Origin of the sequence: Herminiimonas fonticola, assembly GCF_003293745.1 — a bacterium.
Classification (GTDB): Bacteria; Pseudomonadota; Gammaproteobacteria; order Burkholderiales; family Burkholderiaceae_D; genus Oxalicibacterium; species Oxalicibacterium fonticola.
Genome location: NZ_PTLZ01000001.1, coordinates 915,330 through 930,603, shown reverse-complemented (window position 1 = coordinate 930,603; position 15,274 = coordinate 915,330). Strand labels below are relative to the sequence as shown.

The following is a 15,274-nucleotide window of genomic DNA, read 5'->3' as shown; positions in this document are numbered from 1 at the left end:
CGCTTACGGTATTAAGTCAAGCAACGAGGAGTCGAGTCAAAGACATACAAGATGTATGCCACCTACCTTATTCAGCGTAGGCTAGGATCGGCGAAACCATGAGGTCAATCGGGTACGGAAGCTATTTTTGATCACGTGGCTTGATTGCACTTTTATCAAGATGACTGAAATATTGTCGCGGCCACCGTTGTTGTTTGCCGCATCCACCAAGGCTATGCATAATAAATCAAGATCGGAATAATTGCGTTTGATCAGGGCGATCATCTGTTCATTTGACAGCATGTCCGACAAGCCATCGGAACATAGCAGGTAAATGTCATCTGGCTCCATGAGATGCACATCTGTATCTACATCGACGCTGGATGCAACACCCAGCGCGCGCGTGATCAGGTTTTTATTCGGAGCAAAACGTGCCCATTCCGGACTGACCAGACCAGCATCGATCTGTTCTTGCAACTGCGAATGATCACGCGTCAGTTGCAGCAACGCTCCTTGCCGGAATCGATAAGCGCGCGAATCTCCTATATGCGCCAATACAATTCGGTCGTGATGAAATAAAGCGGCAACCAGTGTTGTCCCCATCCCACTGAATTGCGGCTGCTGGCGTGCTGCTTCAAGAATTTGCGTATTCGCCAATGAAACCGACTCGCTCATCAAACCCTGCAAAAACTTGCTGCCTAGCGGTCGCCGCTTTTCTGCCCTCTGCTGCAAACGCTGTTCAAGCGTTACGGTAAACACATTGGCCGCAATACCGCTTGCAACTTCACCAGCGTTGTAACCGCCCATACCATCTGCCAGCACTGCAATTTTATAGTCGGCGTTAATCTCGATCGCATCTTCATTATGCGCACGCACCAATCCCGTATCGGTTTTGGATGCGAACTGAAGAACAAGCGTAGGCGTCATAGACGTGTAAGGTTAACGGCCAGATCAAGCGACGTTGGAAACAAAAATTTAGCAAGAACAGAACAATAAGGCCGGGCAACCAAAAATATTCCCTTCTTGATATCAGATGATATCTGCTTTCGCTATGGAAACTATGCGTTTGATAAGGAATAACAAGGATTCTCGCCTGCCAAAGCCAGATTTTCACAAAAATTGGAATAGCTTCAAAACAAGAGCAGCGTTTCAATCAGTATTGGCAATCTATTGAACGACTATTTCTTCAATACAGATGGAAATCCTTCGAGCAGAAACTACTCATTGATGTGAAAATTTTGCGCTGTCTCGCGCTTGTTTTTGAAATGTAAATCCCAAGGTTCTCCAAGCGCAGCTAGCGGCACTTATAATGGGAAAGATTCACTTGCCGGGCCGCCCACGTTGCGCCCCTCCAACCGCCTTTTACAAAATGGAGCAGATGCCGGATTGCTTTCGGCATCGATAATTATTATGACAACACTGATCTATACCCACGACGCTTGCCTTGAACACAAACCTGGCCCTAGTCATCCAGAATCTCCAGAACGTTTGAAAGCCGTTTTACGCGTATTGCGCACACCAGAATTCGATGCAGTCGAATGGCGTGAAGCGCCTATGGGCACACGCGAACAAGTGTTGATGATCCATACCGAAGGATTCGTTGAAGACGTAGAAGATGCATCGCCGAATCACGGCTACATGCCGCTCGATGGTGGCGATACCGTCATGTCGCCAGGTTCACTGGAAGCTGTCATGCGTTGCGTAGGTGCCGCTTGCGCCGGCGTCGATGCGGTGATGGGCAAGGAAGCACACAATGTTTTCTGTGCGACCCGCCCTTGCGGCCACCATGCAGAACCGAACAAGGCGATGGGCTTTTGCATTTACAACCAGGCGGCGATCGCTGCAGCCTACGCATACGACGTGCATAAACTGGAACGCGTGGCAGTCGTCGATTTCGACGTTCATCATGGCAATGGTACGCAAGCGGCGTTTTACGACAGGCCTGAACTGTTTTATGCATCGAGCCACCAATCGCATTTTTATCCAGGCACTGGCTCGGAAGCAGAAACTGGCGTATCGCACAATATCGTGAACGTACCACTGCCACGCGGTTGCGATTCTGCGATGTTCCGCGAACAAATTGCGGCAAAAATGCTGCCGGCAATTCGTGCATTCAATCCTGAACTTCTGATTATTTCTGCCGGCTTTGATGCGCATCATCTCGACCCACTGGCAGGTTTGAATCTGCAAGATGATGACTTCGACTGGGTAACACGTGAGTTGACTAAAATTGCTGATGAAACCTGCGAAGGCCGCGTAGTTTCCATCCTTGAAGGTGGTTACAGCCTGGAAGGTTTGGCCTCCGCTACTGCAGTTCACGTCAAGGCATTGATGGATCACTGATCGTGCTTTAACTTATGATCTATTCATGACTTGGGGTCTATGTACATTAGTTTGTACATAGACCCCAAGTTTTTGATACTGCATTTTTATTCGTCAACTTGCGAAACAAGCGATGAGCGCTTATCTACTCTAAGCATCATCTTCATTTTCGTCCTTCGCTCGCATCGCCGCTTGTATCGCGCGATGAGAAAACCCCCGCTGCAACAAAAACCGCATCTGCTTTGCCCGTCCATTTGCATCAGTTGCCACTGCACCGAATTTCCTCAACCAGACTTCACGTGCACGCGCAACTTCATCTTGTGCAAGTCCCGCCTTGATTTCGGTCAGTGAGTCAGGATCAATATTATGGCTTTTCAGTTCTGACAAAATCCGGCTATTACCAAAACGTGCCGCTCGCCGATTGATCAACGATTCCGAGAATCGCGTTTCCGACATGAAGTTAGCCTCGGTCAGCGTATCGAGCAAGGCTTCTATATCGTCGCCTTCTTGCGCGTAACGCGCCAGCTTGCGTGCCAATTCCTGACGACTGTGTTCGCGCGCCGACAAATAACGAAGCGCCCGGGCTTTCAGACTCACTTGCAGTTTTGCCATATGAGTCCTTCAGCGCGGACGCTTGTTGATAATGCAGCTAAATAAATCGTGAATATCGAATGCTATCGGCTAGCCGATATTCTTATTCAACTTCTTTCAGTTCTTTTGCTTCTTCGTTTTTCTTGGAAGAAGCTTTCTTCGCAGCCGGTTCATCCGACTTGATGACGTCGAGTTCAGGCACACCTAAAGAAACGCGCACCTTGTTTTCGATTTCACGCGCCAGATCTGGACGTTCTTTCAAATAATTGCGTGCATTGTCTTTGCCCTGGCCGATACGTTCGCCGTTATAGCTGTACCAGGCACCGGATTTTTCGACAATCTTGGCATCCGAGCCCAGATCCAGAATTTCGCCTTCACGTGATGTGCCTGCGCCGTACAAAATATCAAAATGCGCTTCGCGGAATGGCGGAGCAATCTTGTTTTTGACGACTTTGACTTTGGTTTCATTACCGATGACTTCATCACCGGATTTGATTGAACCGGTACGACGGATATCAAGACGTACGGATGCGTAGAATTTCAACGCATTACCACCGGTCGTGGTTTCCGGATTGCCGAACATCACGCCAATCTTCATACGTATCTGGTTAATGAAAATCACCAGCGTATTGGTACGGTTAATGCTGCCTGTCAGTTTGCGCAATGCTTGCGACATCAAACGTGCTTGCAAACCCGGCAGAGAATCACCCATATCGCCTTCGATCTCGGCACGCGGCGTCAAGGCGGCGACCGAGTCGATCACGATCAAATCGACACCACCGGAACGGACCAGCGCATCGCAAATTTCCAGCGCTTGTTCGCCGGTATCCGGTTGCGAGATCAGTAACTCGGACAGATTGATGCCGAGCTTTTGCGCATAAGTCACGTCGAGTGCATGTTCCGCATCGATGAACGCGCAAGTGCCGCCCAGCTTTTGCATTTCTGCGATGGTTTGCAGCGTCAGCGTGGTTTTACCCGACGATTCTGGACCGTAGATTTCAACCACACGACCGCGTGGCAAACCGCCGACGCCCAGTGCGATATCCAGACCGAGTGAACCGGTGGATACGACTTGCACCTCTTCGACGACTGCGCCGTCTTCCATGCGCATGACCGAGCCTTTACCGAATTGCTTTTCGATTTGCGCCAGTGCAGCGGCAAGTGCCTTGCTTTTGTCTGAGCTCGGTGCTGTTTTTTTATCGTCCATGAGGATTCTTTCGACGGTTGGGTGTTGAAACAAAATGGCTAGAAAGCTGTTTTTGCTTTCAGAAACCGTACTGTATAAAAAAACAGTGCTTTGCGCAAGCGCCTTCTGAATATTTTCTTTTACATGAACTAAAAAGCAACTTTAACGAGCATACCCTCACTCAAACTACACTTCGTAAATCCACGTAGAATCCTGACACCGCCAGGCCAGCCAACCTTTAACGCGACTTTTCCAATATGCCGACCTTCTCTGACCTCATGAAAGTCGCCTATAAAAAAGAGCGCGTGCACAGCCGCCGACTGGCAAAGCAACTAAGCATTTCAGAAAAAGACGCGTTAAAAAAAGTCATGGAAATCGCGGCCGGCAATCAGTCCTTGAACACTTTAGTCAACGCACGTCGTCAGGAAGCAGATCATGCGCTGGCAAAAACGATCGCTGCCAAACAGGCAAAGGCAGATGCCCGTGCCAAGAAAAATACGGAAAACATGCCAGATCCAAGCGCATGGCTAGCCTGGTTTGACGGCGCGACCCACCCCAATCCCGGCAAAATGGGCATAGGTGGCTTGCTTAAAAATCCGGATGGCGACGTAATAACCAGCATCAGTTACGCGGCTGGCCAGGGCGATAGCAGCGTAGCGGAATATCTGGCGCTATTCGCCGTCCTGCAGGCGGCAGTCAACGCCCGCTCGAAAAAACTCATCATCTACGGCGACAGTCGGGTGGTTCTTGACGACGTACAAACCAAAACAGCAGGCGCGCCTATACTGGGTAGTCATCGAACACGCGCCAGAGAATTGATAGCGCAATTGAACGACGTCACCTTTATCTGGATTCCACGCAGAAAAAACAGCATGGCTGATGCGCTGTCGCAGCAAGCGATCAAACTGCCCTCTACGTATATGCCAGCATGATTGGCTACATAAAAAAATGTACTGTTTTAGTAACAAGCAACGACAATTGACAAGACATGAACACTTGTCTTGCCGCTGCTGACGAAACCCAATAGACTACAAACCAACTTTCCAACCCCCTCCTCCTATGCGAATTTTGCTTGCCGAAGACGACAGTGTGCTGGCCGATGGCCTGACACGATCCTTGCGCCAGTCCGGTTATGTCACCGATTGCGTCAAGAATGGTTTGGAAGCGGACTCAGCCTTGTCTACCCAAGACTTTGATTTGCTGATACTCGATCTCGGCTTGCCCAAAATGTCCGGCCTTGAAGTATTACAACGTCTGCGCGCACGCAATTCGCGTTTGCCGGTATTGATTTTGACCGCTGGCGATTCGATCGAACAGCGCGTCAAGGGACTCGATCTGGGCGCAGACGATTTCATGGCCAAGCCCTTTGCATTATCCGAGCTCGAAGCGCGTGTACGCGCGCTAACACGGCGTGGTGCTGGCGGCGGCCCAACCGTCATCAAACACGGACCACTGTCCTACGATCAAGTCGGTCGCATCGCCTACATCAACGAGCAGATGCTCGATTTATCAGCGCGCGAACTCGGCTTGCTGGAAGTACTTCTGCAACGCAGCGGTCGCCTGGTCTCGAAGGAGCAGCTGGTTGATCATCTGTGCGAATGGAGCGAAGAAGTCAGCAATAACGCGATTGAAGTCTATGTCCATCGCCTGCGCAAAAAGATAGAAATCGGCGGCCTGCGCATTGCCACCGTACGCGGACTCGGCTACTGCCTCGAAAAGTTTGCCGAACCGGCCAATCCCGTAGCGCCGAACACGATCACGCCATCACGTTAACGTGCGATGCCCGACGCCCACCGACTGAATACGCCAGCCACCGACGTGATCACGTCGGATGCAACGGCTGCAGAGGGGGTCGCTCAGGCAGAAGAACGCACCCATCGCTCCCTGTTTGGTGAAATTCTCGACTGGATGCTGGTACCACTTTTATTACTGTGGCCGCTCAGCATAGCGATCACTTATATGGTCGCCAAATCGATTGCGAATGAGCCTTTTGATCGCGCACTCGAAGACAAGGTTACGGTCGTTGCGCAACAGGTCAAGGAAGTAAACGGCAGAGTCATTACACGCCTGACCGGCCCCGCTACCGACATCCTGCATGCCGACGATGTCGACAATATCTATTATCAAATCCTGGATTCGCGCGGCATCATGGTCGAAGGCGATCCAGAAATGCCGTTGCCGACCGAAGCCGATCCGCCACAACCGTGGGCGACCAAATTCCGTTATGACTTCGTACACAACACCGAAGTGCGCATCGCTTACATCTATGTCGATCTGCACAAGACTCAGGTTGAGCCGCAACTGAGCATAGAACCGCGGCTGGCCCTGGTGCAAGTGGGCGAAACGCTGGAGAAGCGTTCGCAACTGGTCAATCAAATCATCAAGGGCGTGATCGTGCCAGAGTTCATTATTCTGCCGGTGGCGTTGATCCTTGTATGGTTTGCGTTGACGCGCGGCCTGCGTCCGTTGGCCGAATTGCAGCAGCGCATACGCGCACGCCGACCGGATGATTTGAGTCCTATCGATTCCGGTTATGTACCGGAAGAAATCCTGCCTTTGGTCGGTTCGCTGAATGACATGCTGGAACGCCTGTCGCAAAGTATCAAGATACAAAAACGTTTTATCGCCGATGCCGCGCATCAAATGAAAACGCCGCTGGCCGGCATGCGCATGCAATCCGAACTTGCCTTGCGCCAAACCGATCAATCAGAAATTCACAAGTCGCTGGAACAACTGGCGAAGAGCTCGTCATCCGCGACACGCATGGTGAATCAGTTGCTGGCACTGGCACGCGCCGAAAATCAAACGCCCGCCACCAAACCGATGCAGTTGCTGGAATTATCGGAGCTGGCGCGCGACAGCTTGCAAAACTGGGTGCAAACATCGTTCAACAAGAAAATCGATCTCGGCTTCGAACAAGCAGACTATTCGGTTTTGGTGAAAGGCGATGCCACCATGCTGCAGGAGTTATTGAATAACCTGATCGACAATGCGCTCAATTACACGCCCGCAGGTGGTTACGCGACCGTCCGAGTACTCGCCGATGAAGGAAGGCAACTCGCGTTTCTGGAAATCGAAGACAACGGTCCCGGCATCGCAATACATGAACGCGAACATATCTTCGAACGCTTTTATCGCATCCTCGGCAGCAATGTCGAAGGCAGCGGATTAGGCTTGGCGATCGTGCGCGAAATCGCACAGCAACACAATGCAGAAATCGAGATCCTGAATAATCCACATTGCAAGGAAAAAAAATCACCGGGTTGTCTGGTGCGCATCACCTTGCATCTGGAGCCGAACACCGTCCCGCTTGACTACATCAATTGATATGTCAAAAAAAATAGAACTATCGGACGCCGCCAGAACATATTGGCAAAACACCCGTCGCATGACTTTTTGGTTATTGCTGATCTGGTTTGTCATCACCTTCGCCGCGATTTTTTTTGCACGTCCCTTGTCCACCTACACCTTGCTGGGTTGGCCGATTTCATTCTTCATGGCGGCACAAGGCAGCATTCTGATCTATGTAGTCCTCATCGCCATTTACGCGTTGCGCATGCATAAACTCGATCAGCGTTATCACGCGTCACAACGCAAGCAGAACAATAAGAACAGCAATAACGATCATGAACAATAAATCATTCTTCCGTCGTCTGATGCGCTATTACGTGCTATTCACGATCGGCTTTGTGCTGTTCCTGTTTGCCCTGGCCATCCTCGAGCACGAAGGCTTTCCGCGTGTATGGATAGGCTATGTGTTCATGTTTTGCACGATCGTGATGTACGCAATCATCGGCGTCATCAGCCGCACATCGAACATGCTGGAATACTACGTGGCGGGGCGTCGCGTACCGGCATTTTTCAATGGCATGGCAACCGCTGCCGACTGGATTTCTGCGGCGAGTTTTATCAGCCTGGCAGGTGGTTTGTACTTGTGGGGATTTGACGGACTCGCGTATCTGATGGGCTGGACCGGCGGCTTTGTATTGCTGGCAGTATTGATCGCCCCTTTTCTGCGCAAGTTCGGCCAATACACGATTCCGGATTATCTCAGCGCGCGTTACACCGGCAGGTACAGCGACAACGTCGTCCGCATCATCGCGGTAGCCGCCACCATCATCGTGTCTTTCACTTATGTCGTCGCGCAGATTTATGGCGTAGGCCTGATCACTTCGCGTTTTACCGGCGTCGATTTTTCAGTCGGCATTTTTCTCGGACTCGCCAGCATACTGGTTTGCTCTTTCCTGGGCGGCATGCGTGCTGTGACGTGGACACAGGTTGCGCAATACATCATCTTGATCATTGCGTACATGATCCCGGTGGTGTGGCTGTCGATCAAACATACCAACATCCCGATACCGCCTATTGCCTATGGTTCGGCGATCGCCAAATTGAGCGATCGCGAAAATATTTTGATCGACGATCCAAAAGAAAAAGAAGTACGCGCCATTTTCAATCTGTACGCGGATGACCTGAATGACAAGCTGCAAATGCTGCCGGAATCATGGGAAAACGGTAGAGCCGAAATTCAGCACAATCTGGAAGCACTCAAACTCGGCAATGCGCCGTTACTGGAAATCAAGCAGACCGGGCGTGAACTCGCGACTTATCCCAAGGATGCGGAAGAAGCCGAACGCAAATGGATAGAAGATCGCGCCGCCAATCGTGAGCGGGCAAAACCGCCGACGCGACATACCGAGCCATTCCCTGGCGAGGATGAAGCAGCATCGGATATCAAGCGCAATAATTTCATGGCTCTGGTGTTTTGCCTGATGCTGGGCACTGCAGCTTTGCCGCACGTATTGGTCCGTTATTACACGACACCGTCAGTCAAGGAAGCTCGCGATTCGGTGTTCTGGACCATATTTTTCATCATGGCTTTGTACATCACGATTCCTGCGCTGGCGGTGCTGGTCAAGTACGACATCTACAGCTCATTGGTCGGCAGCGATTTTTCAAAGTTGCCTGAATGGGTTTCGTATTGGGCCAACATCGACAAGATACATCCACTGGTCGCTATCAACGATGTCAATCGCGATGGCATCGTGCAACTGGCCGAAATCGTGATGGATGTCGATATGGTCGTACTGGCCACGCCGGAAATCGCCGGCCTGCCCTACGTTATCTCCGGCCTGATCGCAGCGGGTGGTTTGGCGGCCGCCTTGTCTACCGCCGATGGTTTGCTGCTGACCATTTCCAATGCGCTATCGCACGATGTCTATTTCAAAACGGTTGATCCTCATGCGACGACGCAAAAGCGCGTGACCGTTTCCAAACTCTTGTTATTGATGGTGGCGCTGATCGCGGCTTACATCGCATCGCTGAAACCCGGCGATATTCTGTCGCTGGTCGGTGCCGCCTTTTCACTGGCGGGATCAGCCTTGTTCCCGGCGCTGGTGCTGGGCGCGATGTGGAAACGGGCAAATCAGGAAGGGGCAATCGCCGGCATGCTGATCGGCTTCGGCGTGTGCGCGTTCTACATGTTGCACACACATCCAACCCTGGGCGGCTCACACGCGGCACAATGGTTCCATATCGCCCCGATTTCGGCAGGCGTATTCGGCGTGCCAGCCGGCATGCTCGCTATCGTCATCGTCAGCCTGCTTACACCCGCGCCCGACCTTAGAACCGAATCCCTGATCAAGGATCTACGCACGCCCTGAACGCTGAGTGCTGGCGGTCTGGCATATTTCTTGATAGGGTTAAAGGCAGCATCTCCCCTGACAACGATGACAGAGCGCAAGGACAGGCCAGACGATGCCCAATTTTTTCGATGAGATGTATGCAGATGGCGCGAAAAATGTTCGTGACCATTACCTTGAATTCGAAGCCTGGTTAGCCACGCAATCGGCCGCCACGGTTGCCCGCAAGCGCGCTGAAGCCGACTTGATTTTTCGTCGCGTCGGCATCACGTTTGCGGTCTATGGCAACGAAGCCGGCACTGAACGCGTCATTCCATTCGACATCATTCCCCGCATGATCACAGCCAAGGAATGGGCGCACATGGAGGCTGGGCTGATTCAGCGCGTACGCACGCTGAACATGTTCATCCACGATATTTATCACGACCAGAACATCGTCAAGGCCGGCATCATCCCGCCTGAGCAAATTTTCCGTAACGCCCAATACCGTCCGGAAATGCAGGGCATTTCAGTTGCGTCTGACATTTACGCGCACATCGCCGGCGTCGATATCGTGCGCGCCGGACAAGGCGAATTTTACGTGCTCGAAGATAATTTACGTGTACCGTCTGGCGTGTCTTATATGCTGGAAGACCGCAAGATGATGATGCGGCTTTTTCCCGAACTGTTCGCGCGTCATCAAGTTGCTCCGGTCGAACATTATCCGGACATGTTGCTAGACAACCTGCGCTCGGTCGCACCGATAGGCGTCAATGATCCGACCGTGGTCGTGATGACGCCGGGCATGTACAACTCGGCCTACTTCGAACACGCCTTCCTCGCCCAGCAAATGGGCGTGGAACTGGTCGAAGGCCAGGATCTGTTCGTCAACGACAATGCCGTCTATATGCGCACCACACGCGGCCCTAAACGCGTGGATGTCATTTATCGCCGCATCGACGATGACTATATGGATCCGCTTGCCTTCCGTGCCGACTCGACCTTGGGTGTACCGGGATTGTTGTCGGTCTACCGCTCCGGCCGCGTCACGCTGGCAAACGCGATCGGCACCGGTGTCGCCGATGACAAATCGATTTATCCATTTGTGCCGGACATGATTCGCTTCTATCTGTCGGAAGAACCTATCCTGAATAACGTCCCTACGTATCAATGTCGCAAAAAAAGCGACCTGTCTTACGTACTCGCGAATTTGCCGGAACTGGTCGTCAAGGAAGTACACGGCGCAGGCGGCTACGGCATGCTGGTCGGGCCGGCATCGAGCAAGGCCGAGATCGAAGATTTCCGCCAGCGCATCATCGCGCGCCCCGATGGCTATATCGCACAGCCGACGCTGGCCTTGTCGGCCTGCCCTACTTTTGTCGACTCAGGTATCGCTCCGCGCCACATTGATTTGCGACCTTTTGTACTGTCTGGAAAAACCATTTCCATGGTGCCTGGCGGCTTGACGCGCGTCGCGCTCAAGGAAGGTTCGCTAGTGGTGAATTCGTCGCAAGGCGGCGGCACCAAAGACACCTGGATACTGGAGAACTAAGATGCTCAGCCGCACCGCCGATCACCTGTTCTGGATGGCGCGTTACACGGAACGCGCCGAAAATACCGCGCGCATGCTGGACGTCAATGTACAGACTGCGTTGCTGCCGCAATCTGCCAAGGCTGCTGAACAAAGCTGGCGCGCCACGCTAGGCATCTCCGAGTTGCAGGAAGCGTTTGATGAAAAATATGCCAAGCTTACGTCGAAAGACGTGCTGCACTTCATGGTGCGTGATACCTCGCATCCGGCATCTATCTCTTCCTATCTGCGTGCCGCACGCGAAAATGCGCGCGCCGTGCGCGGTACCTTAACGACGGAAGTCTGGGAAACCCACAACACGACGTGGCTGGAATTGCCCAATCAACTGCAGGAAAGCGAATTCGAACAAGATCCCAGCCAGTTTTTTGAATGGGTCAAACATCGCTCGCACTTGTCGCGCGGCGTCACCTTCGGCACCATGCTGTCGGATGAAGCCTTGTACTTTATTCGACTCGGCACCTTTCTTGAGCGCGCCGACAATACGGCACGCATACTCGACGTAAAATTTCACGGTGCCAGCACCGCTACGCAATCCGGCGAAAAACTCGGCAGTGAAAATCAGCGAGATTTTTATTACTGGGCGGCTATCTTGCGCTCAGTTTCTGCGTTTGAAATCTATCGCAAGGTCTATCGCGACGCGATCACACCGGCGCGCGTGGCCGATCTGCTGATGCTGAATGCAGACATGCCACGCTCACTATTGGCCAGCCTGACGGAAGTCTTGCGTAACCTGCGTTATGTCAGCAACGATCTATCCAGCGATACCTTGCGCTTCGCAGGAAAACTGCATGCCGACCTGAAATTCGCCCGGATTGAGGATATTCTGGAAGAAGGTTTGCACGATTACCTGACAGAATTCCTTGAAAATATATTTGAACTTGGCAATCGCGTCAGCCGCGACTTCCTGGTACCACTGGTAGCCTAAATGCGACTCGCCATTCGTCACGAAACGCTCTACCGTTATACGTCGCCGCTGGCGTATACGATCCAGCAACTGCGCCTGACACCACGTATAGAAACGCATCAACACATGGTGGCATGGCATCTGGAATCATCCGGCAACCGCCACGCCTTTACCGATGCCTACGGCAATCTGTGCCATATGCTGACCATCACCGGCACGCATGACGAAGTGCGTATAGTTGTCAGCGGAGAAATCGACGTACTGCCACTGGATAGAGGTCGTTTGCACGAAAACGGCACACTCTCGCCACTGGTCTTTACCGTCACCACACGCTTGACCGAACCCAGCGATTTCATACGGGCCTTTGCAGCGCAAAATCTGCGCGGCAATCAAAGCGAAGACCTGGTGCAACTCGCCACCGCAATTTGCGGTGCAGTCGCGTACCAAAGCGGTGCAACTGGCGTGACAACGACCGCCAACGATGCATTGCTGTTGGGACAAGGCGTGTGCCAGGATCATGCGCACTTATTCATCGCCTGTTGCCACACGCGCAATATCCCGGCACGTTATGTGTCCGGCTATATCGATTCCGGCAGCACCGGTCACGCAGAAAGCCACGCCTGGGTCGATGTCTGGGTCGAAGAAAAAGATTTCACAGGTTGGGTCAGCATTGATGTGACGCATGCTGGTTACGCCAGCGATGCACATTGCCGGCTGGCAGTAGCACGCGATTACGATTCGGCGGCGCCTGTCAGCGGCGTGCGGCGTGGCGGCGGTGAAGAGTCGCTGGACGTACGGGTCAATGTCACGCCCCTGTCTCAATAAAAATGATCATGAGCGCCGAGGATCTTTCCAAATCGTCTACCTCGGATCCAGCCATCAATTTGCATTCCTTGTGTAAACGATCACATCGTTGTTTTGTCCTCGAGCATCAACAAGGGCCTGGTGAATCCTGTAAAATTCGCGTTTTGCTTTTTCCCTCTCTGTCATGACTTATTGTGTTGCGATGCGTCTGGATGCAGGATTGGTTTTCCTCTCCGATTCACGAACGAATGCTGGTGTCGACCATATCGGCACCTTTAGAAAAATGACGGTTTTCGAGACGCCGGGCGATCGCATGATGGTCTTGATGACCGCCGGTAATTTATCCATTTCGCAATCGGTGCGTCAGATCGTCGCCGAACACGTCACATCCAATGGCAAAAGCATCTGGAACGCCGCGACGATGTATGAAGCCGCGCAAATCGTCGGCGAAGTGATCCGCCTGGTGCGCGAGCGTGATGCAGATTCACTGGAACAGTTCGGCATCGACTTCAATGTCAGCATGATTTTTGGTGGTCAGATCAAGGGCGAACGTTGCCGCTTGTTTCAGATGTATTCAGCCGGCAATTTCATTGAATCGCACGACGAAAACACTTACTTCCAGATCGGCGAATCTAAGTACGGCAAACCGATCATCGATCGCGTGGTAACGCTGGCGACTCCTTTGGATGAAGCGGCGAAGTGCGCGTTGATTTCTATGGATTCAACCTTGCGTTCGAACATCTCGGTCGGCCTGCCGCTCGACTTGCTGATTTATGAAAGCAACACGCTGGCCGTGACGCGCTTTGTCACTATCGACGAAGGCAATCAATACTTCCAGATGATTCGCCAGACCTGGGGCAAACAGTTGAAAGCCGTGTTTGAAAGCATCAACGATCCGGTCTGGAATGCTGCACCTGACGCCCACAGCAATGTCCTGTCTAGCGTTTCCAGCAAGAGCCAGCCGGTACGCATTGCGCCACCGCCTACCTTCGGCATCGATGCAACACCACCCGGGCCATTACAAACTTTGGCGCAGGATGATGCGAACGGCAAACAGCATTGATGTGTACTCAGTAAATTAGTGCTTACAACGGACTTCAGTCTCAACTGATCAACAAACGTGATGCACAAACAAAAAGGGCGGTAGATGCAATTGCATCTACCGCCCTTTTTGATGACTAAGACTTTTACCGCACGATGGTCTGTGCCTGACCTTCTTGGCGCGCGCGGATTTCACCAATGCGCATCACGGTTTCGCCAGCTGCCTTCAATTGCGCGATGGCTGCATCTGCATTTTCTTTTGCAACGATGACTGTCATGCCGATACCGCAGTTGAAGACACGATGCATTTCCGCATCGGCCACGCCACCGTGTTGTTGCAACCATTTGAACAATGGCGGCATGTCCCAAGCACTACTTTCCAGTACAGCGGTCAGATGCGGCTGCAGCACGCGCGGGATGTTTTCTACCAAACCGCCGCCAGTAATGTGCACCATGCCTTTGACTTCCATAGCCGCCATCAAAGCCAGCAAAGGCTTGACGTAAATACGGGTAGGTTCCATCAACACGTCAGCCAGTTTGCGTCCGTGGAAATCAGCGTTCAAGTCAGGTTGAGCCACCGAGATGATCTTGCGTACCAGTGAATAACCGTTGGAATGTGCACCCGACGAAGCCAGACCCAGGACGACGTCGCCCGGGGCAATCTTGGTGCCGTCGATGATTTTCGATTTTTCCACTGCGCCGACTGCAAAACCGGCCAGATCGTATTCACCGGCTGGGTACATGCTAGGCATTTCAGCGGTTTCGCCGCCTATCAATGCGCAACCGGCCTGCTCGCAACCTTTGGCCACGCCTTTGATGACGTCGGTGGCGATCGCCACATCGAGCTTGCCGCAAGCGAAGTAATCGAGGAAGAACAAAGGCTCTGCGCCTTGTACCAGAATGTCGTTGACGCTCATCGCGACCAGATCGATGCCGACCGTGTCGTGACGATTCAATTCAAAAGCCAGCTTCAGCTTGGTGCCGACGCCGTCGGTGCCGGATACCAGAACAGGTTCCTTGTACTTTTTGCTGATTTCAAACATGGCGCCGAAACCACCGAGGCCGCCCATCACGCCTTCGCGCATCGTACGTTTGGCAAAAGGCTTGATCGCTTCGACCAGAGCATCGCCTGCATCGATATCAACGCCGGCGTCGCGGTAGGAAAGTGAAATATTGGAAGTGGAACTCATGATGTAATAGTCAGCAGAGGCAGTAAAATGACGGTTGTGGCCGGA

Annotated in this window: 14 protein-coding genes; 10 read left to right on the top strand and 4 right to left on the bottom strand. The window is 52.5% G+C overall.

Going from position 1 to position 15,274, the window contains the following annotated elements:
* Positions 1 to 81: 81 nt before the first annotated feature.
* Positions 82 to 906 (bottom strand): Stp1/IreP family PP2C-type Ser/Thr phosphatase, encoded by an 825-nt coding sequence (locus Hfont_RS04635; RefSeq protein WP_112991048.1) that lies wholly within the window; start codon positions 904 to 906, stop codon positions 82 to 84.
* A 483-nt stretch (positions 907 to 1,389) separates the two neighbouring features.
* On the opposite strand from Hfont_RS04635, the gene Hfont_RS04630 reads away from it, so the two are divergent.
* Positions 1,390 to 2,322, top strand: a complete 933-nt coding sequence (locus Hfont_RS04630; protein ID WP_421800977.1) for a histone deacetylase family protein — start codon at positions 1,390 to 1,392, stop codon at positions 2,320 to 2,322.
* A 129-nt stretch (positions 2,323 to 2,451) separates the two neighbouring features.
* On the opposite strand, the gene recX is transcribed toward Hfont_RS04630, so the two are convergent.
* Both recX and recA read right to left on the bottom strand, forming a co-directional pair.
* Positions 2,452 to 2,913: a recombination regulator RecX gene (gene recX / locus Hfont_RS04625; protein ID WP_112991046.1), complete on the bottom strand. Its 462-nt coding sequence runs from the start codon at positions 2,911 to 2,913 to the stop codon at positions 2,452 to 2,454.
* Positions 2,914 to 2,995: 82 nt separating this feature from the next.
* Positions 2,996 to 4,099: a recombinase RecA gene (gene recA, locus Hfont_RS04620; protein WP_112991044.1), complete on the bottom strand. Its 1,104-nt coding sequence runs from the start codon at positions 4,097 to 4,099 to the stop codon at positions 2,996 to 2,998.
* 257 nt (positions 4,100 to 4,356) lie between these two features.
* Between recA and Hfont_RS04615 the strand changes: the two genes are divergently transcribed.
* From Hfont_RS04615 to Hfont_RS04575, 9 genes are all read left to right on the top strand, one after another.
* Positions 4,357 to 5,010, top strand: a complete 654-nt coding sequence (locus Hfont_RS04615) for a ribonuclease HI family protein (protein ID WP_241523009.1) — start codon at positions 4,357 to 4,359, stop codon at positions 5,008 to 5,010.
* A 127-nt stretch (positions 5,011 to 5,137) separates the two neighbouring features.
* Positions 5,138 to 5,851, top strand: a complete 714-nt coding sequence (locus Hfont_RS04610; protein WP_112991040.1) for a response regulator — start codon at positions 5,138 to 5,140, stop codon at positions 5,849 to 5,851.
* 6 nt (positions 5,852 to 5,857) lie between these two features.
* Complete coding sequence (locus tag Hfont_RS04605) at positions 5,858 to 7,405, top strand: sensor histidine kinase (RefSeq protein ID WP_112991039.1); 1,548 nt, start codon at positions 5,858 to 5,860, stop codon at positions 7,403 to 7,405.
* 1 nt (position 7,406) lies between these two features.
* On the top strand, positions 7,407 to 7,715 hold the full coding sequence (locus tag Hfont_RS04600) for a DUF4212 domain-containing protein (protein ID WP_112991037.1): 309 nt from the start codon (positions 7,407 to 7,409) through the stop codon (positions 7,713 to 7,715).
* Positions 7,705 to 9,741 (top strand): sodium:solute symporter family protein, encoded by a 2,037-nt coding sequence (locus Hfont_RS04595; RefSeq protein WP_421800976.1) that lies wholly within the window; start codon positions 7,705 to 7,707, stop codon positions 9,739 to 9,741. Before Hfont_RS04600 ends, Hfont_RS04595 begins: the two co-directional genes overlap by 11 nt.
* A gap of 94 nt (positions 9,742 to 9,835) precedes the next feature.
* A complete protein-coding gene (locus Hfont_RS04590) occupies positions 9,836 to 11,251 on the top strand; it encodes a circularly permuted type 2 ATP-grasp protein (RefSeq protein WP_112991034.1) in 1,416 nt (471 codons plus the stop codon).
* 1 nt (position 11,252) lies between these two features.
* Positions 11,253 to 12,215 carry an alpha-E domain-containing protein gene (locus tag Hfont_RS04585; protein ID WP_112991032.1) on the top strand — a complete coding sequence of 321 codons (963 nt, stop codon included), beginning with the start codon at positions 11,253 to 11,255 and terminating at the stop codon, positions 12,213 to 12,215.
* Positions 12,216 to 13,019, top strand: a complete 804-nt coding sequence (locus Hfont_RS04580) for a transglutaminase family protein (protein WP_112991030.1) — start codon at positions 12,216 to 12,218, stop codon at positions 13,017 to 13,019.
* Positions 13,020 to 13,182: 163 nt separating this feature from the next.
* Positions 13,183 to 14,061, top strand: coding sequence for a proteasome-type protease (locus Hfont_RS04575; protein ID WP_112991028.1), 879 nt, complete (start codon positions 13,183 to 13,185; stop codon positions 14,059 to 14,061).
* A 124-nt stretch (positions 14,062 to 14,185) separates the two neighbouring features.
* Here the strand turns inward: Hfont_RS04575 and purM are convergent, their stop codons facing one another.
* Positions 14,186 to 15,229, bottom strand: a complete 1,044-nt coding sequence (purM, locus tag Hfont_RS04570; RefSeq protein ID WP_112991026.1) for a phosphoribosylformylglycinamidine cyclo-ligase — start codon at positions 15,227 to 15,229, stop codon at positions 14,186 to 14,188.
* Positions 15,230 to 15,274: the final 45 nt, after the last annotated feature.

Excerpts from the sequence above, each read along its gene's own strand:
- Hfont_RS04630 (WP_421800977.1), top strand. The coding sequence starts at position 1,390 with ATGACAACACTGATCTATACCCACGACGCTTGCCTTGAACACAAACCT.
- Hfont_RS04635 (WP_112991048.1), bottom strand. The coding sequence starts at position 906 with ATGACGCCTACGCTTGTTCTTCAGTTCGCATCCAAAACCGATACGGGA.
- recX (WP_112991046.1), bottom strand. The coding sequence starts at position 2,913 with ATGGCAAAACTGCAAGTGAGTCTGAAAGCCCGGGCGCTTCGTTATTTG.
- recA (WP_112991044.1), bottom strand. The coding sequence starts at position 4,099 with ATGGACGATAAAAAAACAGCACCGAGCTCAGACAAAAGCAAGGCACTT.
- Hfont_RS04610 (WP_112991040.1), top strand. The coding sequence starts at position 5,138 with ATGCGAATTTTGCTTGCCGAAGACGACAGTGTGCTGGCCGATGGCCTG.
- Hfont_RS04580 (WP_112991030.1), top strand. The coding sequence starts at position 12,216 with ATGCGACTCGCCATTCGTCACGAAACGCTCTACCGTTATACGTCGCCG.
- Hfont_RS04600 (WP_112991037.1), top strand. The coding sequence starts at position 7,407 with ATGTCAAAAAAAATAGAACTATCGGACGCCGCCAGAACATATTGGCAA.
- Hfont_RS04585 (WP_112991032.1), top strand. The coding sequence starts at position 11,253 with ATGCTCAGCCGCACCGCCGATCACCTGTTCTGGATGGCGCGTTACACG.
- Hfont_RS04615 (WP_241523009.1), top strand. The coding sequence starts at position 4,357 with ATGAAAGTCGCCTATAAAAAAGAGCGCGTGCACAGCCGCCGACTGGCA.
- purM (WP_112991026.1), bottom strand. The coding sequence starts at position 15,229 with ATGAGTTCCACTTCCAATATTTCACTTTCCTACCGCGACGCCGGCGTT.
- Hfont_RS04595 (WP_421800976.1), top strand. The coding sequence starts at position 7,705 with ATGAACAATAAATCATTCTTCCGTCGTCTGATGCGCTATTACGTGCTA.
- Hfont_RS04575 (WP_112991028.1), top strand. The coding sequence starts at position 13,183 with ATGACTTATTGTGTTGCGATGCGTCTGGATGCAGGATTGGTTTTCCTC.
- Hfont_RS04605 (WP_112991039.1), top strand. The coding sequence starts at position 5,858 with ATGCCCGACGCCCACCGACTGAATACGCCAGCCACCGACGTGATCACG.
- Hfont_RS04590 (WP_112991034.1), top strand. The coding sequence starts at position 9,836 with ATGCCCAATTTTTTCGATGAGATGTATGCAGATGGCGCGAAAAATGTT.